Below are 20,093 nucleotides of genomic sequence, written 5' to 3' on the forward strand. Positions count from 1 at the left end.
GTGGCGCCTTTGCACAACGCCGCCGACCCCTACCCCGGCAGCCACCGATACGCCTCGGGCGTATCGGTGGCTGCCAACGCCCTCTAGCGCTGAACGTCCGCTGCGGGACGTCGGCCGAGATGAGTTCGCAGCCGCTGCATTTCCTCGACGAGAGTGGCACCGGCCGTCTCCACTTCCTTCGGGCCGAACCGGGACTGCGGGGCCGTGATGCTGCACACCGCCAGTCCCTGTTGCAACCAGGGGATCGGCGCGGCGATCGACACAGCGCCCGCGACGGTTTCTGCCACGCTGACGGTGTAGCCGCGCCTTCGGCTCATCTCCAGCTCGGTGAGCAGCGCATCGACGCCCCTGGGCGGGTCGGGGACCTCCGGGTCCGCGACGAGTTCGCGGATCGCCCAGTCGTGCAGCGTGATGAGCAGGGCCTTGCCGGCCGCGCCCCGGGTAAGGGGGTAGTCCTCGCCGACACCGGCCTCGATGCGGTCCGGGTGCGGGCCGGCCATCTCATGGGTGCAGGTGCGCTGGTTCCCCAGACGCCAGAAGACGCCGACCGTCTCCCCGGTCAGCGCACGCAGTCGGATCAGGGTCGACTGGGTCTGTGCCACCACACCGTCGCGTTGCAGCATGACACCGGACAGTCTGAGGATTTCCGGCCCGAGGCTGTAGGTCCGGGTGGACTTGTCGAGCACCAGGAAATGCTCCGCTTCAAGGGCGCGCAACAGGCGATACGCCGTCGGCAATGAGTAGCCGAACCTCTCGGCGACTTCCGGTCCGCTGAGATGGGGCTGTCGGGCCGAGAACGCGTGCAGGATCGACAAGGCGCGGAAAACACTCTGGGTTCCCGTGACAGCAGGCTCAACCGTGTTCTTCTCGGCTCTGGCCGATCTGTTCGCGCTTGTCGGAAATCGACTTGACGGCGCCGTATCCACAGGATTCTTCCCTCCTCCCATGTGAACATCATACAGTTCGACACCCGAAGCGTACGAGACACGTACTGTGCGCGGACCGTGTGTCACATGGTGATTCCCGGTCCCGGATCCGATTGCACAGTGATCGAGCTTCGGAACGCAAATCATGTATTGGTGCTGTTTGCAGTTCTCTCGCGACAGTGAATATTCTCGTGTTAGCTTTTCGAAGCGCCGCTTCACACGGACTTGCATTTTCTTGCTTTTGAGAGGCCCTTATGGATACGCCTGCGGCGAGTATTCCGGTACTGAATCCCGCGCGCGACAAGAATGTCCCGCTCGACGCACCGCCCCGCCACCGCGATTGACCGGGCGCTATCCGTCGCTCTTCGCGCCCGCCTTGCCGGTCTGTTCACGATCCGTACGGTCCGAGCCGCCAGCCGGTGCGCGGTCCGGCTCGATCAGGGTCCGGGCGAGCAGACGCAGCAGGTCGTCCTGCTCCACACGGGTCAGATTGATCAGGGGGCACGACTCCTCCAGCGCCACCAGTGCCTTCTCCCGTGCGGCGCGGCCGGTCTCCGTGAGGGCGAGCACACGAAAACGCCGGTTGGCGGGGTCCTCGGTCCTGGTGATGTATCCCAGCTTCACCAGCCGGTCGGAGAGGAAGGTGAGGCTGGACGCGTTGCACCTCAGGCGCTGCGCCATCACCTTCATCGTGGGCGCCGGCTCTTCCGGGTCCATCGCCCACAGCGCATAGGCGGTCGACATCGTCAGGCCGAGAGCGGACAGCTCAGGTTCCGCGCGGTGGGTTGTGGCCATGACGATCTCGTAGACCGCTTCCAGCGCTGACTTCGGCGAAGTTCTCATGTCGTCATGTTATGTGACTCGCACCCTATGGCCACCGTATGGTGCGCCATTCAAAAACTTCGACTCTCGAAAGATGACGGATGACCTCCACCCCACGGACGCTCCCGAACCTGAGCGGCCGGACGTACGCGGTGACCGGTGGCAACGCCGGTATCGGCTACTTCATCTCCGAACAGCTCGCAGCGGCCGGCGCACACGTCGTCGTCCTCGGCAGGAACCCGGAACGGCTCGGGGCCGCCCTGGACTCGATCAGAGCCCGACTGGGTTCGGCCCGCGCGACATCGGTGCCGCTGGACCTGGCCGATCTCGACTCCGTGGCCGAAGCCGCCGAGGCGCTGCGCGGCCTGGACCGGCTGGACGGACTCATCGCGAACGCCGGGATCAGTGACCCCGGGCAGGAGCGCAGCACCACGCCGCAAGGCTTCGAACTGGCCGTGGGCACCAACCACCTCGGCCACTTCGCGCTGACGGCCCTTGTCATGCCGCGGCTGGCGGCGACTCCCGGGAGCCGGGTCGTCGCCATCGGCAGCATCATGACCAAGACGACCAAGTTCGACCCCGACGACCTGCAAAGCGAGCGGTCCTACCGTCCCCAGCACGCCTATACCCAGTCCAAGCATGCCGTGCTGCTCACCGCTTTCGAACTGGACCGTCGCCTGCGAGCGGCAGATGTGGACGTCCACTCCCTCGCGGCTCACCCGGGCCTGAGCGTGGATCCGTTCAGTCCCGCCCGCGACGGCATTGTCCAGTCCTCCGCTTTCGGTCGCGCTCTGGGACGGCTGCCGCTGCCGGTGCAGGGCAAGGACCGCGCCGCGCGGTCCGCTCTGCGCGCAGCGACCGATCCCGGCGCCCGGGGTGGCCAGTACTACGGTCCGCGGCGAGGCAGTTCCGGGCGACCGGCCCTGGCCCGCCCCCCGCGGATCAGCCTGGATGCCGCGGTGGCGTCACGGCTGTGGAGCCAGTCCGAGGAACTGACCGGCATCACCTTCGATCCGGGGGCCGACCGGGGATGAGCTGTTCACGGGTGTTCGGCTCCGCCCGAGTTGGTTTCAGCGTTCAGCGTTTCAGCGTTCAGCGGGCGACGACGACCTTGCCGACGGTGTGGCCCGACTCGACCAGGCGATGGGCTTCGCGCATGCCGGCGGCGGAAAAGTCGTTCACGGTCGTGGTGAGGGTCGTACGGATCCGTTTGCCGTCGACGAGTCCGGCGACGGTCTCCAGGAGCTTTCCCTGCTCGTCCATGTCATCGGTCTCGTACATGGACCGGGTGAACATCAGCTCCCAGTGCCAGGCGATGCTCTTCGGCTTGAGCGGGAGCAGGTCGAGTCCCTCGGGCTCGTCGATGGCGGTGATGTGGCCGAAGGGCCGTACGATCCGCGCGAACGCCTCGATGTTCCCGCGCGAGTGCGGGCTGAAGAGGTAGTCGAGCCCTTCGGGGGCCGTCTCGCCGACGGACTCCGCGAGACGGTGGTGGTCGACGATTCCGTCGGCGCCGAGCTGCCTGACCCACTGCTGTGACTCCGGCCGGGTGGCGGATGCCAGCACACGGAGCGCGGTGAGTTCCTTGGCGAGCTGGATCATGATCGACCCGACGCCGCCGGCCCCGCCCAGCGCCAGCAGAGTCCCGGTGGAGCCGGCGGTCAGCTTGAATCGCTCGAAGAGCGTTTCCCATGCGGTGATCGTGGTCAGCGGCAGGGCGGCCGCCTCGGCGAAGCTCAGGGAAGCGGGCTTGCGGGCGGTGATCCGCTCGTCCACGGCATGCAGGTCCGCGTTGGCCCCGGCGCGGGTGACATCACCCGCGTACCAGACCTCCTCCCCCGCCGACACGGTGCTCACCTCCGGGCCGACGGCCTCCACCACGCCTGCCGCGTCGAACCCCAGAATCCGCGGGTCGTCGGTCGGTGCGAGCGCGCTACGGCTCTTGACGTCGGCCGGGTTCACCGACACCGCATGCACCCGGACCAGGATGTCGCGGGGCCGTAGCTTCGGGGTGGGAACCTCGACGTCCTGGAGACACTCCGGGTCGTCCACCGGCAGTCCCCTGTAGGAGGCGATCGCCCGCATCGTGCTCGTCGTCATGGTGTACTCCTCTGTCGCTTTCGCGGCGTCCCGACCGGAATTCCTTTACGGCTGCCCGGCCGGACACGCGCTCCCTGGGCCATCCCGCACTCGTGGGCGGTGACATACACGTTGCCGTCGGCGCCGGGTTTCGGCCCGCGCGGCGCGCGAGTGCCGCCCATTCCTCAGGAGGCACTCACTCCTACGCGACCTTCGCACCCATGGTGTTCACAAAATGGTGTACCGCGGCATTGCAAGCGGTGTTCATCGGGCCGGGCTGGTCGTAGAAGTCGAACTGGGAAACCTCGTCGATCCACAACTGTTCGACCTCGCGCGGAACCTGCGCGGCGAATTCCCGGACGCTCTCCGGGCTTGCCGCCGCATCGCTGTGCACGGTAAGGAGCGGCTGCTTGAGGTGAGCCGCGGCGGCCTGGGCGTCGTACTCCAGCCACTTCGTCCACGACGCCGGGTTGAATGTGTTGTCCCACTCCGGGACCATTCCCCGGTCAGGGTTGGTGTAATAATCGGCGCCTTCCGGAGTGGGAGTGTCTTCCGGAGTCTGGTCCACCGCGGCGACAAGGCGCTCCTTACCGGTCGCCTCGTACTCTTCCAGGGCCTCGCGTGCCGCGTTCCGGAGTGCGGCAACACCCTGATCCCCGCCGAGGTGCTCGGCGACGGTGGCGCGGCTCGGGAGTGCGGGTGCGACGAGGGCGAGCGACGTGATGAGGTCGGTCCGCGTCGCCGCGGTGGCCATGTAGGCGCTGCTGGCGCAGATGCCGAGCCCGCCGATCGCGCTCGCGTCGACGTCGGGACGTGCCCTCAGATACTCGGCGGCGGCCACGATGTCGGCCGCCTTCGCGAAGGGGTCCTCCATCGACCTGGGCCGTCCGTCGCTCTCACCCCATCCGCTGAAATCGAATGCGAGGGCGATGAAACCGCGGGCCGCCATTTCTCGCGCGTAGCCGACGGGCATTTGCTCCTTGACCGTACCCCATGCGCCCGTGACGATCACGGCCGGGAGTTGTTCGGACACGCCTGCCGCCGACGGCAGATAGAGATTCGCCACCAGCGTGGCATTGTGCGACCCGAAAGTCACCCGCTCCATACGGAAACGGTCGGACCGCGTCGCCGTTTCCGTTGCCTGCTGAGCCTTCTTCGAAGATTCCATCATTGCTCCTTGTTGTTCTGCACCGGAAGGTGGGCCTTTCGCCCGGACAGCATCACAAACGGCAAGAGTCCGTCAGTCACGCCGTCGCGGACCAGCTACACACTCGCGAGGTTAACACCATTCACCATATTCGCAAAGCCCCTGCCCCAGTGGAATCGACAAGGAAGCTCGGGGACTCGAATTTCACGCCGCCGCCCACCCCGGACGAGATCAGAGACCTCCCGCCGACGACGCAGGCACTCATCGACTGGCGCACGGATTGGCGCGCACCTGGGCGATGACCGCGCGCACGATGCACCCGGCTCGCCGCTCGGCCGCGGCCAGCGGTTCGCGCTCGGCACTGAGGAGGCCCTGCTCCAGATAGACCGCCAGACCATGGGCGGACGCGGCCACCGACACGATGAGGTCCAGGGCGACGGCATCGTCGGGAACGATCCGGCGCGCGACGGGCATCAGCAGATCACGCAGAGCGCTCCCCGCCTCCGCCAGCTCCGGATGCTCTTCCTTGCCCAGCCCCGCCCCGAACGCGATGTCGAAGAGTGCCCGCTCATCGGCGGCGAAGCGTACGTAAGCGACGGCGAAGGCCGCCAACTGCCCCTCGGCGTCCCCGACGGAGGCGATCGCCGCGCTGAACCGCGCGTACTGCTCCCGATAGGAGCGGGCCGCCAGCGCGGCCAGCAGGGCGTCACGGTCCGTGAAGTGCTTGTACGGGGCCGACACGCTCACCCCCGCCCGTCGACAGGCCTCCGCCAGGGTGAACCCCTGCGGCCCCCGCTCCGTCACGAGTTCCAGGGCGGCCCGCTCCAGCGCGTTGCGAAGGTCGCCGTGATGCTGCCCCGGCCGACGTCGTTTGACATCCATGGGGGCGAGGTTAACACTCTTCACCATGCCTGGTGAATGACATTCACCATAAGGACCGAGACGCCGCCCGGCCGTCTCTGTCCCGTCCCACCTTCTCCCACGTCACTTCCTGGAGCACCCGACCGTGAGTACAGCCACAACGGCCAGTCCAAGTCCCCATGGCACGGACACCGAGCCCTCCCCTCAGGCATCCACAGCACACGCCAGACGCTGGTGGGTACTGATCGTCATCGCGCTCGCCCAGCTCATGGTCGTCCTCGATGCGACGATCGTGAACATCGCGCTGCCGTCCGCCCAGTCCGACCTGGGGTTCAGCGACGGCAGCCGGCAGTGGATCGTCACCGCGTACGCGCAAGTCTTTCGCGAATGTGCCTTCTGATTCTCCCTCTGCCGACGCGAACCTTGGCCTGTCGGCTGGCTGCAACCAGCCTGGCGTCTGAACGGTCCTGGGGTGTGTGACCTCGAACCTGCCCCAACGCCAGGCCGTACGGCGCGGCCTACACCTTTGGCCCGTCGGCACCGTCCTCGCCCTGACCTTCGCCACCGCGATCGCCGTGGCCGCCGTGGTGTTCTTCGCCGGGTGGAACCTGCTCGGCGCCGAGGGCCTCAAGCCTGAGCGCAGACTCACCTCAGGCACGCTTTTCGACTTGGTGAAACTGTCTTTCGGCGTGGTCGCCGGGGCCGGTGCACTGGTCGCCCTGGTCGTCGCCTACCGGCGCCAGCGCGTCGACGAGGACGGCGCCCTGCGCGAGGCCACCCGCCTGCACACAGAGCGCTTCACCACCGCCGTCTCCCAGCTCGGCGACGATTCCGCCGCAGTACGCCTGGGCGGCGTGCACGCCCTCACCGGCCTCGCCAATGACGCCCCCACCCGCGACCTGCGCCAGACCTGCATCGACGTCCTGTGCGCCTACCTCCGCCTGCCATACACCGCCGAAGCCGACATACCGTTCAGCGACACGGATGCCAGGCACGCGTACCTGGCCCTGCGCGAGATCCGGCACACAGTCATCCGCCTCATCCGCGACCACCTCCGCCTCCCTCCCGAACACCCCCACTCCTGGCAAGGCCACGACCTCGACTTCACCGGCATTGTCTTCGACGGCGGAAACTTTTCCCTTGCGGTGTTCTCCGGCGGCATGGTCAGCTTCATCGGTGCGGAATTCTCCGGCGGCATGGTCAGCTTCATCGGAGCGGAATTCTCCGGCGGCATAGTCCACTTCGGCAGTGCGGCGTTCTCCGGCGGCACAGTCCAATTCGGTGACGCGGAATTCTCCGGCAGCACAGTCCACTTCGGCAGCACGGAATTCTCCGGCAGCACGGTGGACTTCAACGGTGCAGCGTTCTTTGGTGGCACAGTCAACTTCGGCAGTGCGGAATTCTCCGGCAGCACGGTGGAATTCAGCGACGCGGAATTCGCTGGCGGCACAGTCAACTTCGACAGTGCGACGTTCTCTGGCGGCACGGTGGACTTCCGCCACGCACTGTTCTCTGGCGGCACGGTGGACTTCCGCCGCGCGAGCGGGGCCGCGCCTTCTGGCCTGGTGCCTTCTGGCCCCGTGCCTTCTCGCCTGGTGCCTCCGGGCGGACACCTACCAACCGGGCTGACCTTGCCTCAGGCGTGGTACCTGCCGACGCCCTGACGGCAAACAGAACCTGCGGGCAGTGTCGAGTGCGGACCCGCGTGCTAGCTCGCGCCAGTCTTCCGTGAATGTCCCCTCTGACCTACCTCTACCGATGTGAACCTAGGTCCGATCGACCGTTACACGCTGGCAAGCGCAAGCTGCAAGGCACGTCTGTACTCCCGCGTCCACTCCGCACCTTGCTGGTCAAGGGGGAGGCCCCGCAGTCCGGCCCTGATGTGCTCCGCAGCTTCCCCCGGCTGCCCCAGCCCAAGGCAGGCCAGACCGATGTTGAGCCGCTGGAACATAGGCGTGAGCCAGTAGGCCGTGTCGGGGGGCGCGTCTGTCGCGGCGTCTGACAGACCTAGTGCGTCGTCAAGCAGCCTACGGGCCGTGTCTCGTTGGCCAAGTTGCGCATACCCGTGTGCGGCTTGCGAGGCATCACCCATGCGTTGGGCCGGGTGCGCGCCTGGTGTCTCGTATGCGGCAAGGAACCAGCGAGTCATTTCATGCGGGCGCCCCTGTTGGCGAGCAACGTAGCCTCTAAAGTTTCGAGCTTGCGCGATCAGCGGGCCGGATTCCACGATTTCAGCGAGCTTGGCCGCTTCGCTGAGCAACTTCACCGCATCTGCGTCGTTGCGGGTGGATGCCGCCAACCACCCGTCAAATTGGACGTGTTCGGCGAAGACCATTGCGAGATCATCGCGGTGCTTCCCGCTGGCGTCCCGCAGAATCCTTCGGACGGTCTCCGATTGCGCTCGGGCGGGATGGACCATCGGCCCGGGGCCAGTGACATCATCCAATCGGCGCTGTGCGGTCAGCACCGCGCCGAACGCCTGCACAGCGCGGGCATCCAACCGGACTTCTTGAGCCGAGACAGCAGCCAGACGCTCGTGATCTTCATCGCTTATAGCGTCGAAGAGCTCCATCAAGAGCCCTTCCATACCGAGAAGTTTGTCGAGAGATTTGGCCAAATTCCCTGAAGGGCGCTGCCTTCCCGAGAGGACTCGGGACAGGAAAGCATGATCGTAATTCGTCGCGCGCGCGGCAGCACGGACGCTCAGCTTCTGACTGCGGAGCGCAGCTCTTACCGTCTTGCCGAATTCACCATCTCCTGCCATGCGTTAAGCATACCTGCGGCAGACAGTCACCACCCAGTCACCAACAGATAGGTACCCGACGTGCGGGTGTGCCCGGTTATCTGGGGAGCGAAGTACCCCCGCGACCGTGCGACCGGCCCGGGGGCGTGGTCAACGCTGACAAGGAGCGCCGACATGCTCGACTCTATCGAGGGTCCGACTGAACCCTTGCTTCATCGTCTGCTTCCAGCAATGGGACGACGGCGCCGGAAGGATCCGTATCGGGTTCCGGCGCCTGCGCTTCGGCGTCGCTTGATCGTCACGAACCGTGTGGTGTTCGTGGTGGATGGCCGGTTCACGCCTCGTAGTGGGCACTGCTCGCCGGTGTGGTGGCCACATGACCTAGTCGGGTCCGAGAGTTGGAAGCGCGCCACCGTGGCGCGGAAGCGGGAGCGTCGGCGGGCGCTGTGGCTGGCGTGGGTGGCTGCTCATGGGGTGGGGGTGTCCCATGACGCCTAGCCAGGATCAAGGCGGCGGCACGGTAGCGATGAGGTGGTCTGGGCATCCGCGCTGTGTCGGGATGGCTCGCGAGGAACTGCGCAAGACACTCGCTGGATGGGGGCTCTTGGAGTTGGAGGAGTACGCCGTACTCGTCCTCTCGGAGTTGCTGACCAATGCCGTAGAACACGGCTGCGGGGAGGGTGTTGGCATTGAGACGCGTTACGTTGCGCGTCCGTGCGGGCTCCGCGTCGAGGTGCTGGACGCATCGCCCAAGTGGCCCGAGCAGCGGGAACCTGAGCCGGGGGAAGTGAACGGGCGCGGGCTCGGGATCGTCGAGACGCTGTCGGATCAATGGGGCTGGTGGTACCGGCGCGGGCACGGGAAGACGGTATGGGCGGAGCTGTCGCTCCGTCCGGGTTCGGAAGACCGGCTTTCTGCCGAGGAGCGGTGAGGAGCGATGAGCGCTCCTGGCCTTCCCCAGAGCGGAGAAAACCGGCTCCGGTCGGGTGTCGAGTTCCCTCCGTGCTGCTGCCCCACGTGCTCTCGCCCCACGGGCACGATCGACGACACGCGGGAACGTTCGCGCCGTGACGAACCGGACAGCGCAGCCATAGCGCAGCTCCGGCCCCTCATTCGGCAGGACATCGCGCAGCGCTACCGCGAAGTTGGCGTTCTAGGGCGGCGGCTGTGACCGGAACGCCCACCCTGCTGGATCTCCCGCGAAGGTCTAGGCGGATCTCAAGCGGCGCTACTTCTAACACGAAAGTGACTACCACCCTCTTGTCCCGTGATTCACACCCACGCATTACCTTTCATGGCGAGAGGCCGCGCTGCTATGCGTGCCACTGGCCCGTGGAAGCGGAGGAACCCCACCGCAGTGTGTATTGGGACGCTCCTTCTGGTCCCGGGTGGTACGTGCCCATACACGAAGACTGCTTCAAAGCGATGGAGTACGAACAACGCGAGGACCCCGAGTAGTCACGGGGAGACAGGACCCGGCTGGGTGTTCAGTGCCCCGGGCTAGCTCAGGAGAAAATTCGCCCCCCTATGCGCCGCCTTCGGCGCATAGGGGGGCTCTTTCTGGTTCGGCTTCGGTAAAGGGTTCGGACCTGGTGGGGCGGCTTGGGCAAGTGGCCGGCGGCGCGGGGCTGCTGACGGCGAGATGGCTTCGTGTGCGCGCCCCGCGCTGCCGTCCACCACTGGCCGCGCGGGGTGAAGCCTGGTCTCACTCGGTCTGATTCTGTGTCAGTCGAGTTGCATGCACACGTGTTCCCTCACGTGTGCTTTGCGGATCCAGCCTTCGGTTTCGGCCGGTAGCCCGCTGACGGTTTTGTTGTCGGTGCTCACCCGGTACCAAGCTCCCTTGGCCTTGTCTGCGCTGACGTCGTCGCCTCGGTGGAGTTGACCGATTCCCGGATGGCGCGTGCTGGGCCCGGTCCGGAGCTTGACCGCCTTGGCGGTGACTTCGTACCCGCAGCTATTGAAGCGTTTGGCAGGGGCGACCGCTTGGGCCGAGACGGGAAGCAGCAGAGCCGTGGCCAGCCCGAATGCTGTCATGATCTTTCGCATGACCGCCCCAACGGCGAGCGTCCGTCCTTGAGTCACGGCTCGGCGGTGAAGTCCACCCCGCCGAGCGACCCGCTCAAAAGTCATCAGTACAAGTTGCTTGCCTCTGTGAACACGGACCCTCATACTCATGACTCATCAAGACAAGTGATGTCCTGATGACGGACGAATCTTGTTGTCGCCAAAGGATGGAGACGAGAGATGATCACGGAGTTCATGAAGGAGCGCCTTTGGCTGGCCCTGGTGGGCCTGGTGGTGGCGCTCGCGCTGGCTGTGGGGCTGCTGCCCTCGCAGGCGCACGCCGTGACGGTTACCGGCCCCTGGTCGGGGCCGGAGGCCCGGGTGCATGTGGTCGGTCGGACGCCTGTCGTAGACGGCCTGCGGCTGAGGACTCGCCCCGGGGGAAGCGTCAAGGGGCTGTTGTACCGGGGGGATGCGCTGGCGAAGGCGCGGGTGATCCGCGCGGGCGACTCCTGGGCGAAGGTCCGGGTGTATCACCACAAATCCGCTAGCGGCCTGCGGGCGGGCACGACAGGGTGGGTATGGAAGGGGTATCTGAAGCGAGTCGACTTCTACCACCGGCGCTAACGGGCGGCGTCGGGTCTTGATCGCGTGGCGCCCTCTCCGGAGAGGGCGCCACGCGCTTGCGTTGCATGCGCGAACACCCTGCCCCGCTGGCGCGTCTTCCCGATCGGCTGCCCGGATTGTTCGGTCGATCGCCTTAGAACTGGGGCGCTTCACTCCCGGTACGTGAAAAATACCGATCAACCCCCGTCACTGGCTGTACTTGGGTGCTCACTCTGTGCTTTGCTTTCGCAAGGCGAACTTTACTGGGGCTTGCCCCAACGGGGAGGTGTTCCCGATGTACGAGCATGAGGAAGCGACCCGCGCACTGTGGAATGAGGAGCCGGGAGACATCGTCTGGGTGCGCGGCGGTGACTACATCAAGGGCTGGCGGGAAGCGCAGGACGCTGCCGATGTGTGGAACTCGGCTCTCACGGAGGCAGGTCTTGAGGATCCGCGCGCGGTGGCCAGTACGGGCGGCGAAGGTGAGCCCGTGGTGCGTTTTCGTGGGTCGCCGGTCGGCGCGCGGCGGGCTGCGTGGCTGCTGAGACTGGGCGCTGGAACCGTGTCGGCGCGCTGACTGCACGGGATGGCCTGAGGCCCCACCGGGCCGAGTTGAGGCATGTGGGTGGGTACCGCGGCTTTGGGCGGGAGCTGCCATGGGGCGAGAGAACAGGGGGCCTTACGCTCGGCAGCGAATCGGGCGGGTCTTTGGGACCTGACCGCGTTTTCGGCCGATGGGCCCCCTGTTCTTAGAGGCTCGCCCCATGGTGGCTGCCTAAAGCCGCGGAACCCACCCACCCCCAGCCACAAGCAAGTTGACCTCTGCCACGGAGACGCGGCAGACACACAGGAAGGGGATGGAGAGATGAGCCGTAAGAGAGTCGGGAACCCCTACCGGACCAAGGGCCGTGGAACGGTCTGGGTGGTGGAAGACAAGGACGGTCACCAGTGGGTGACATGCACCGGGTGCAGACTCGACCGGTACGCGCCCGGCGTCTTCTCCGCCTCCGTCAGGGCGCGCAGGCACGCCCAAAAATGCTCTAGCTAGACGGTTACCGAGGGCGACCGCCGGCCTCCGGCAGGCGGTCGCCCTCTGCGTGCTCAGGCGCGGTTTCGGGTGCGGGCATCGGCCGTTCGGCCGGGACCGGCGGCCACGCCGCACGCCCGGCCGAGGACGGCCGTATGCCCGGCGCGCCGCAGGCGCGCCCTTGACCAAGTAGAGAAAAGTTAGACCGATCAGGCCCGGCGCTTGGCGGGGATCTTCTCCGGGGTGACCTGGAAGGCGAGTTGGGCGTGGGCGGCGCTGACTCGTAGCTCCTCGCAGATGAGCGGGCGGCTGGTCTCGGCGTCGGCGGTGACGCGTCGGGTGATGAGGACCGGGGCGCCTTCGCTGACGGCGAGAGTCCCGCGCTCGTCAGGGAACGGCGCGCGTGCGGTGACGGTCTCGGTGAAAGTGAGGGTGTGCCCGGCCGCTGTCAGTGCGGCGTAGATCTCGGCGGGCTCGGCGTCGGGACTCTCGGCCAGTTCCGGAACCTTCTCGGCGACGTCCATGGGGATTACGGTCCGGTGGGCGCTGCGGACCCCGGTGGAGGGGTCGGACAGAAGCCGGTCGACACACAGGGCGGCGCCCTCGTCGCGGTCCAACAGCGCCGCTACCGGGCCCGTCAGATGGGCGCGGGTGACGGTCGGTGCTTCTGTGGGGTGCAGTTCGTCGGTCTCGAATCTGCGCCCTGTGCGGCGGACTGTGCGGGAGATCGTGACGGCGGGCTCGGCGGTCTGCTGACGGACGAATGACCCTCGTCCGTGCTGGCTCTCGACGAGTCCCATGTTCCGGAGTTCCGCGATTGCCGCGCGGATGGTGAGGCGGGACGCCGCGTACTGCTCCACTAGCCGTGTCTCGCTGGGAAGCATCGCGCCGGGCGGGAACTCTCCGCTGGTGATGGCCTCCGCTAGCTGATCCGCGAGCTGCTTGTAGATGGGGCGGCGCTCAATGTCCTTCGGCATGCTGCCGGATCCTCCTACGGGCTTCGAGTAGGTACTGCTCCGCCGTGCCTCCGGTGCCATCCGGCGACCAGACATCATGACGACACTCATCATGATAAGTGCTTGCTTTCCATTGGCCGAGTAGATCACACTCGTAACTCATCAAGACAAGTCACGTCATGGTGAGTGGCGGACTGTGTCGCGGTCTCGACAAGGAAGGCACGAAATGCAAAGCATTCCTGTGGACATGGCGCGGCTGGGATCAGCGATGTGCGTGGTCCCGCCCGAGCCTCGGATGACTCCGGACGGAGAGGCACGAAAGGACCGGGACGGCAATCCGGTCTGGGTGGTCGGCGTGTCGGTTCGCCAGCAATCCACCCGGCGGGCTGACGTGATCGAGGTGGCGGTGTCCGGCCAGCCACAAGGGATCACGGAGGGCGCCCGGCTCACGGTGGTAGACCTGGTGGCCACCTCGTGGGAGATCGAGGGCCGGAAAGGCATCTCGTTCCGGGCTTCGGCTATCCGCCCGGAAGCCGCGCCCCTTGTGGTCACTGGTGGCTCGTCGGGGCGGGGCAAGTCGGCGGCGGGCGGTGATGCCTAGTGTCCCCGGAACTGCTTGTGTGGCTCATGACTGCGGCGCTGTGCCTCGCGCTGGCCACACGGCCCTTGTGGGCGTCCCGGATCGACACGGCGCTGTGGCGCTGGTACCTGCTCGGGTTTCCTGTGGCGGTGCTGCGGGTGCGGGTCACCTGGCGCAAGCTGTGCCAGACCACCGACCTGGCGGTGTCGCGTCGTCCCGGTGATCTGCTGATCGGTGGGGACACGCTGGTCAAGGGCTCGGCGCTGCGGCCGGTCCCTCCCAGCCTCGGCCCCATCCTGCCCACACCGAACGGCTTCACCGCACGGATTCGGCTGCACCCCGGGCAGACTCCGGCTCAAGTCGTCGCCCTGGCGGACCACTTCGCCCATGCCTGGCGCGTGCACTCGGTGCGGGTCGTCTCGCCGGAGCGCGGGCATGTGGTCGTCGTCGCCACAGCTCACGATCCTCTGAGCGACGACTCCCGCACCCTGCTGCCCGCAAGTCGGCCCCGGCCGATGACAGCACGGGTTGGAAAGGCTTCATCCGGGCCGTGGGAGATCGACTTTCGACAGGTGCCCCACTGGCTCATCGTGGGCGCCACCCGGTCAGGAAAGTCCAACTGGCTCGCCGCGCTGGCCGTCCAACTCGCCCCGCAAAAAGTGGCGTTGGTGGGAATCGACTGCAAAGGCGGGATGGAGCTGTCCATCGTCGCTCCGCGTCTGTCGGCGCTGGCGATCAGCCGAAGAGGAGCGGCGCGGGTGCTGTCGGCGCTGCTGGTGGAGGCAGAAGGACGCATGGGGCAGTGCCGCCAGGCTGGCGCGCGGTCCATCTGGGAACTGCCAGACGAAGAGCGACCCGTTCCGGTCGTGGTCCTGGTGGACGAGATCGCCGAGTTGTATCTCACGGACGGCACCAGGGAGACCAAGAGCGAAGCGGCCGAATGCTCCACATCGCTGCTGCGCCTCGGCCAGCTCGGCGCGGCGCTCGGAATCCACCTGGTCCTGGCCGCGCAGCGGTTCGGGTCCGAACTGGGCCCCGGGGCAACCGCGTTGCGCGCGCAGCTCGGGGGGCGGGTCTGCCATCGAGTCCATGACGAAGCGAGTGCGGAAATGGTGCTCGGAGATCTCTCTCCGGACGCGGTCTCAGTGGCTCAGCAGATCAGCGAGGGGGAACAGGGCGTCGCGGTCACCACGGTCGGGGGGCACTGGGTGCGGGCACGCTCGACGCTCACGCCCCCGGCAGAGGCACGGCAGACCGCAGAGGAGCACGCACACCGGACCCCCACTCTCAAGCTCCTCGGCCACTTGGCCACCGAGGGAGTTGAGGCCCGTGAGTGAAGTCACCGCATTGCCCCTCATGGTCTTCTTCGGCGCGATGTCCTTCCTGCTGGTCCGCTCCCGGGACGTCAGGTGGTGGCAGGCAGCCACGATCTTCCTGTTCGGGATCTACGCCGCGCTGACCCCCGTGGTCTGGACCGTCACCGGGATCGTGCAGTGGCTCATCGACCGATTCACCTCCTGACCTCCCCCACAGAACGGAGCGCTCTCATGATCGGAAAGATGCGGTGCCCTGTCTGTCGACGCTGGCGCCACGCGACCCGGGGCGGTCGCCTGCGCCGCTGCCGCTGCTACCACCAGGGCCCCCGCACCCCCTGACCATCCGCCCCCCACACACACCCCCAAAACCCCTGTGAGGAAAACCCCGTGACACCCCAAGCACTCGCCCGGCCGCTCCCTCGTGAAAGGTCACCACCTGCCCCATGAACGCACTCACCCGGCGCCCCGTCCACCCGGCGGGGCGCCTGCTCTCCGACACCGAAGCAGACTTGATCCGCCTCGCACAGGAACCCGGCTTCCGCCGCTGGCTCGACCAGATCACAGCCACAGGCGGCTGCTCCCACCCCATCTACCTGTCCGGACGCACCACCACCCTGGACGCATCCAACGGCACCGTGCTGCGCCACTACGACACCACCACCGAACCCGGCGGACGACTCGCCGTACGCTGCCGAAACCGCCGTGCAAGCCTGTGCCAGCCCTGCGCCCGGCTCCACTCCGCAGACACCTTCCACCTGGTCCGCGCGGGCCTCCTCGGCGGCAAGAACGTCCCCACGACGGTCGGTCATCACCCCCGGCTCTTCGTCACCCTCACCGCACCCTCATGGGGCCCCGTACACCGCGCCACCGAGGGCGGGCCGTGCCATCCCCGCCGCAACGGCGGCTCATGCGAACACAACCAGCCGGTCGGCTGCGGCCTGGCCCACGCTCCGGATCATCCGGCAGTCGGCCAACCGGTCTGCCCGCGCTGCTACGACTACAGCGCCCACGTGCTCTGGCACGCCCATGCCGGGGTCCTGTGGAACCGCACCACAGGCGCGATCCGGCGTCGTCTCGCCGCTGCGGCCGGCACTTCCCAGGCTCGCGTAAGTGATCACCTGAGGCTGTCGTTTGCCAAGGTCACGGAGTACCAGAGACGGGGCGCGGTCCACTTCCACGCCGTGATCCGCCTCGACGGTCCCGACGGCCCGGCGTCACCTCCGCCCGTCTGGGCCACAGCCGAACTCCTCACCGGCGCAGTGCGGGCCGCTGCGGCCTCCGTGACCGTCTCGCTGCCCTACTCGCCCGGCCTCGGTGAGCACACGGTCCGATGGGGAGCCCAACTCGACATCGACCCCATCCACCACGCCTTCACGGACGAATCCCCTGTGACCGATCAGGCCGTAGCGGCGTACGTGGCCAAGTACGTATCCAAGAGCGTCGGCGACTCGGCGGGCGGCACCGACCACCGGATCACCTCGCCCCAGGACATCGCCCTGGCCCCGGCCTCCGGACACGTCCGGGCACTCATGGGCACCTGCTGGCGCCTGGGTGGCCTCCGAGAACTGGAACACCTCCACCTGCGGGCCTGGGCTCACACCCTCGGCTACCGGGGCCACGTCCTCACCAAGAGCATCCGCTACTCAACCACCTACGGGGAGCTGCGGGCAGCCCGTGCCCGGCATGCCATGCCCTCAGAAGACCTTGGCCCCACGGGGATCACGGAGTCGGCCTGGCGGTACGTCGGCTCCGGCCACACACCCGGCGCGGCAGCGATCGCGACAGGAATCGCTCAAGACCTCGCCACGCTGCGGGACATCCTCCGGGAAGAACGTTCGCATGCCGGGTGGAGGCCACCCCATGCCGGATGAACCAGCAACTGAGGAAAGACAAGACATGGCCTGGGCCCGTGCCCAAGCCCGGAATGCGCCCCACTGGTCGGATACCAAATGGCGCCGGATGAATGCTGTGCTGGGGCTGGAAGTCACCACACGCGACGGAGCCCGCCACAGTCGCCGTGCGACGTGACAGGCCTGGTCGTTCTTTGAGCTATCCCTCTGCGTAGACCGGAACCAAACGATCTCGAAGCGGAACCCGGCCGCCTTTGCCTACGGGCATCACGACAACCGCCGTGAGCGCCTGCTCGACGTATGCCCGGCGTTCGGCCAAGGTGATGCCCTGTCGGTGCCACTCCTTGGCCATGTCGATGGGCTTGTCCTGACCTACGAGCATCCGGCGTGTCCACGCATTCCGATCCTTGGTCAAGTCCCGTTCTTCGGCTTCGTACTCCGCGAGATCGGCGTAGTAACGCTGCGCACCGATCTTTCGGTCCTTACGAGCCTGCTTGAGATCCGCGATGTCCTCACGAATATTCAGCCACCGAGCCTCCTGGGGCCATTCCTGCGGAGTTTTGACGGCTTGCTGATGGGTGGCCTCCTCTTCGTACTTAGCGATCACAAGCTTGGCAATCAATTCGTCGGACTCCGGCCCCTTTACCTTAACTCCACCGCATCCTCGGCCGGTGGTCTTGGCAGGGCACGCATAATAGAACTCACGCATACTGGGATGCCTGTTCCCCTTGTGGCCTCGTAGGAGCCGATTACAGCCCTCTTTCCCACACCGAAGAGTTCCAGTTCCCAAGTACACGCGGGAATTATGGCCGGTCCCGCGAGCGGGCCTCTCTCCGAGGATCGCAACTACAGCCTCCCACTCAGCCACACTCACGAGTGGCTCCCACTGGCCGATAATGGGCTCTCCTTCCTCGTCGTAGGAGACAGCCATAAAACGAGTCTCTCGCGCAGTGTCCGGGTCGAAATCGCTCGCAAGGTACGAACGAATCCCACAAATTCGCGGATTTCGGAGAACACATTTAAGCGTCTGAATAGTCCACGGCTTCCCGCTGACGCTCTTGATTTCTTTGCGGTTCCACTCCGCGACGATAGTGGACACGCCAGTTCCCAAAATCACGCGCTTGACAGCATCCCGCAGTAGCTTCGCCTCTGCGGGATGAAGGTTGCGCTTGTCTTCTTGCCAGCCAAACGGCCTCCTACCTCCAGCAGGGATACCCCGACGCCTTCGTTTCGTGTGGTTTAGATGAAGGCGCCTGGCCGTGTCAGCGGATGACTTATTGGCGATGGCGACGACCACTCGGGCCATGGCGCGGCCGTTGTCCGTCAACAGATCCAAAGTGCCCGTGATATCGAGGATGGGTCGCTTGTAGTGCTGGACTACCTCAATGGCGTCTTCCAAGTGCCGGTTGTCTCGGGTCAAGCGATCGATGTCGTAAACGACCAACCCGTCGATGCGCTCGCCGTTCGGGGCAATGCCCTTCTTGAGGTCTTCCAGTGCGCCCTCATAGACCGGACGCACGACGCGATAGGCCGCGCTCCCATCAGGTAAACGAACACGCTTGCGTTTCCACGCCGACGTGTCGGGCTCCATGTACGTAAATACGTATTCCCCCCCTCGGCTCTCAACGAATCGACAGCCGTCCGCCTCCTGCTCCTCCGTGCTCTTGATGTCGGCCCCGGTCGTCCACCGAGGCTGCTCCGGGGTTCCACCCGGGAGAACTTCCCCTTCTGCCTCTTCCGTGGAAAGCCGGGCCAGCCCTGCGAACCTCAGGCCCCTAAAGTCGCCCCAGTGTGCTCGCTGTACTGCGTCGTTTTCCATAAGGAGAAGGTACATTCACCGAAGTGCTGGGCCCTGGTGTTCGGCAGCCTCCTGCTGCTGGGCGGCCGGCTCGCCGATCTGTTCGGGCGCAAGATCGTCTTTCTTGTGGGGACCGTCGGATTCGCGGGGGCGTCGGCTCTGGCCGGTGCCGCCCAGAACTTCGAGGTCCTGGTCACCGGCCGTGCGCTGCAAGGCCTCTTCGGCGCCCTGCTGGCACCGGCCGCCCTCGCCCTGCTCAACGACACCTTCACCGAGGCCAGGGAACGCGCCCGGGCCTTCGGCGTCTTCGGTGCCATCGGCGGCGCCGGCGGCGGACTGGGCCTGCTTCTGGGCGGCCTCCTCACCGAGCATCTGAACTGGCGCTGGACCCTCTACGTCAACCTCGCCTTCGCGGCTCTCGCCTTCACCGGCGGCATGCTTCTGATGCGAAGCGGCGCACCCGCGCAGCGGCCCAAGCTCGACCTGCCCGGCACGCTGCTCGCCTCAATCGGCCTGTTCGGTCTGGTGCTCGGCTTCTCCCGTGCGGAGCAGCACGGCTGGTCCTCGCCGCAGACCTGGGGCTTCCTCGCCGCGGCCGGTCTGGTCCTGGCGGCCTTCGCCTGGTGGCAGACGCACGCGCCTCACCCCCTGCTGCCCTTGCGCATCCTCGCCGACCGCACCCGGGGCGCGGCCTTCCTGATGGTCGCCCTCTCCAGCGCCGGAATGTTCGGCGTCTTCCTCTTCCTGACGTACTACATGCAGGCGCTGCTGGGCTTCACTCCGGTCAGGACCGGCATCGCCTTCCTGCCGATGATCGGCATCCTGATGGTCGTCGCGCAGTTGTCCATCAGCGTCCTCATCCCGCGCTTCGGACCGAAGACGGTCGTTCCCGTCGGCATGCTGATGGCCGCCGCCGGCCTGGTGATGCTGACCGGCCTGGACCTGGACAGCGGCTACGCCGCCCACATCCTGCCCCCGCTTCTCATCCTCGGCGTCGGCCTCGGCCTGGTCATGCCGCCTGCCATGAGCCTGGGGATCAACGGGGTCACCACGCACGACGCCGGTGCCGCCAGTGCCGCCGTCAACACCATGCAGCAGGTCGGCGGAGCCGTCGGCACGGCGCTGCTCAACACCCTGGCCGCGAGCGCCGCCGGTGCCTACCTCGCCGACCACGGCCGTACGCCCGCGGATCTGGCCCAGGCCCAGTTGGAGAGTTACTCGACCGCCTACTGGTGGTCCGCGGGCCTCTTCGCGGTGGGCGCCGTCATCGCCGCCCTCCTGTTCCGGCGCGGGCGCCCGGACCCCGCGCCCGAGGGCGCCACCGTCGTCCACATGTGACCCCGGATTTCCTCGGGCGGCCGGCGAGAACGGGGGC

18 protein-coding genes and 2 pseudogenes are annotated in these 20,093 nt (G+C 66.7%); 11 read left to right on the top strand and 9 right to left on the bottom strand.

Annotated elements, in window-relative coordinates:
• Positions 1-83: 83 nt before the first annotated feature.
• Together KQY30_RS06490 and KQY30_RS06495 are read right to left on the bottom strand one after the other, a co-directional pair.
• Positions 84-926, bottom strand: a complete 843-nt coding sequence (locus tag KQY30_RS06490) for an IclR family transcriptional regulator (RefSeq protein WP_217305993.1) — start codon at positions 924-926, stop codon at positions 84-86.
• Positions 927-1,277: 351 nt separating this feature from the next.
• A complete protein-coding gene (locus KQY30_RS06495; RefSeq protein ID WP_217305994.1) occupies positions 1,278-1,769 on the bottom strand; it encodes a MarR family winged helix-turn-helix transcriptional regulator in 492 nt (163 codons plus the stop codon).
• Between the two features lie 80 nt (positions 1,770-1,849).
• On the opposite strand from KQY30_RS06495, the gene KQY30_RS06500 reads away from it, so the two are divergent.
• Positions 1,850-2,782 carry an SDR family NAD(P)-dependent oxidoreductase gene (locus KQY30_RS06500; RefSeq protein WP_217305996.1) on the top strand — a complete coding sequence of 311 codons (933 nt, stop codon included), beginning with the start codon at positions 1,850-1,852 and terminating at the stop codon, positions 2,780-2,782.
• 58 nt (positions 2,783-2,840) lie between these two features.
• On the opposite strand, the gene KQY30_RS06505 is transcribed toward KQY30_RS06500, so the two are convergent.
• From KQY30_RS06505 to KQY30_RS06515, 3 genes are all read right to left on the bottom strand, one after another.
• Positions 2,841-3,833: a zinc-binding alcohol dehydrogenase family protein gene (locus tag KQY30_RS06505; protein ID WP_367997475.1), complete on the bottom strand. Its 993-nt coding sequence runs from the start codon at positions 3,831-3,833 to the stop codon at positions 2,841-2,843.
• 196 nt (positions 3,834-4,029) lie between these two features.
• Entirely contained in the window at positions 4,030-4,998 is a 969-nt protein-coding gene (locus tag KQY30_RS06510; protein ID WP_217305999.1) for an alpha/beta hydrolase, read from the bottom strand.
• Between the two features lie 237 nt (positions 4,999-5,235).
• The gene (locus tag KQY30_RS06515; RefSeq protein ID WP_217306000.1) at positions 5,236-5,856 is read right to left on the bottom strand and encodes a TetR/AcrR family transcriptional regulator; all 621 of its coding nucleotides are present in this window, start codon (positions 5,854-5,856) and stop codon (positions 5,236-5,238) included.
• Positions 5,857-5,980: 124 nt separating this feature from the next.
• Here KQY30_RS06515 and KQY30_RS06520 point away from each other — a divergent pair.
• Positions 5,981-6,208, top strand: a pseudogene (locus KQY30_RS06520) (MFS transporter); the annotation flags it as partial.
• A gap of 103 nt (positions 6,209-6,311) precedes the next feature.
• A complete protein-coding gene (locus KQY30_RS06525; protein ID WP_217306001.1) occupies positions 6,312-7,499 on the top strand; it encodes a pentapeptide repeat-containing protein in 1,188 nt (395 codons plus the stop codon).
• A gap of 119 nt (positions 7,500-7,618) precedes the next feature.
• Here KQY30_RS06525 and KQY30_RS06530 read toward each other — a convergent pair whose 3' ends face one another.
• On the bottom strand, positions 7,619-8,599 hold the full coding sequence (locus KQY30_RS06530) for a helix-turn-helix transcriptional regulator (RefSeq protein WP_217306002.1): 981 nt from the start codon (positions 8,597-8,599) through the stop codon (positions 7,619-7,621).
• Positions 8,600-9,137: 538 nt separating this feature from the next.
• Here KQY30_RS06530 and KQY30_RS06535 point away from each other — a divergent pair.
• Positions 9,138-9,509, top strand: a complete 372-nt coding sequence (locus tag KQY30_RS06535; RefSeq protein ID WP_254406977.1) for an ATP-binding protein — start codon at positions 9,138-9,140, stop codon at positions 9,507-9,509.
• Positions 9,510-10,303: 794 nt separating this feature from the next.
• On the opposite strand, the gene KQY30_RS06540 is transcribed toward KQY30_RS06535, so the two are convergent.
• Positions 10,304-10,627 (bottom strand): SH3 domain-containing protein, encoded by a 324-nt coding sequence (locus tag KQY30_RS06540; protein WP_217306005.1) that lies wholly within the window; start codon positions 10,625-10,627, stop codon positions 10,304-10,306.
• A gap of 198 nt (positions 10,628-10,825) precedes the next feature.
• On the opposite strand from KQY30_RS06540, the gene KQY30_RS06545 reads away from it, so the two are divergent.
• Together KQY30_RS06545 and KQY30_RS06550 are read left to right on the top strand one after the other, a co-directional pair.
• Complete coding sequence (locus KQY30_RS06545; RefSeq protein WP_217306006.1) at positions 10,826-11,212, top strand: SH3 domain-containing protein; 387 nt, start codon at positions 10,826-10,828, stop codon at positions 11,210-11,212.
• Between the two features lie 274 nt (positions 11,213-11,486).
• Complete coding sequence (locus KQY30_RS06550; RefSeq protein ID WP_217306007.1) at positions 11,487-11,768, top strand: hypothetical protein; 282 nt, start codon at positions 11,487-11,489, stop codon at positions 11,766-11,768.
• Between the two features lie 659 nt (positions 11,769-12,427).
• Here the strand turns inward: KQY30_RS06550 and KQY30_RS06555 are convergent.
• Entirely contained in the window at positions 12,428-13,195 is a 768-nt protein-coding gene (locus KQY30_RS06555) for a GntR family transcriptional regulator (RefSeq protein WP_217306008.1), read from the bottom strand.
• A 226-nt stretch (positions 13,196-13,421) separates the two neighbouring features.
• Between KQY30_RS06555 and KQY30_RS06560 the strand changes: the two genes are divergently transcribed.
• The 4 genes from KQY30_RS06560 (at position 13,422) to KQY30_RS06575 (ending at position 16,941) form a co-directional block, all read left to right on the top strand.
• Entirely contained in the window at positions 13,422-13,775 is a 354-nt protein-coding gene (locus KQY30_RS06560; protein ID WP_254406978.1) for a hypothetical protein, read from the top strand.
• A 26-nt stretch (positions 13,776-13,801) separates the two neighbouring features.
• Complete coding sequence (locus KQY30_RS06565; protein WP_217306011.1) at positions 13,802-15,091, top strand: FtsK/SpoIIIE domain-containing protein; 1,290 nt, start codon at positions 13,802-13,804, stop codon at positions 15,089-15,091.
• Positions 15,084-15,275, top strand: a complete 192-nt coding sequence (locus tag KQY30_RS06570; RefSeq protein WP_217311533.1) for a hypothetical protein — start codon at positions 15,084-15,086, stop codon at positions 15,273-15,275. Before KQY30_RS06565 ends, KQY30_RS06570 begins: the two co-directional genes overlap by 8 nt.
• A gap of 238 nt (positions 15,276-15,513) precedes the next feature.
• Positions 15,514-16,941: a replication initiator gene (locus KQY30_RS06575; RefSeq protein WP_217306012.1), complete on the top strand. Its 1,428-nt coding sequence runs from the start codon at positions 15,514-15,516 to the stop codon at positions 16,939-16,941.
• Positions 16,942-17,119: 178 nt separating this feature from the next.
• Here the strand turns inward: KQY30_RS06575 and KQY30_RS06580 are convergent, their stop codons facing one another.
• Positions 17,120-18,754 carry a recombinase family protein gene (locus KQY30_RS06580; RefSeq protein WP_254406979.1) on the bottom strand — a complete coding sequence of 545 codons (1,635 nt, stop codon included), beginning with the start codon at positions 18,752-18,754 and terminating at the stop codon, positions 17,120-17,122.
• 12 nt (positions 18,755-18,766) lie between these two features.
• Between KQY30_RS06580 and KQY30_RS06585 the strand changes: the two are divergent.
• Positions 18,767-20,056, top strand: a pseudogene (locus KQY30_RS06585) (MFS transporter); the annotation flags it as partial.
• Positions 20,057-20,093 lie beyond the last annotated feature (37 nt).

Origin of the sequence: Streptomyces sp. GMY02 (assembly GCF_019056675.1) — a bacterium.
Lineage (GTDB): Bacteria > Actinomycetota > Actinomycetes > Streptomycetales > Streptomycetaceae > Streptomyces > Streptomyces odonnellii.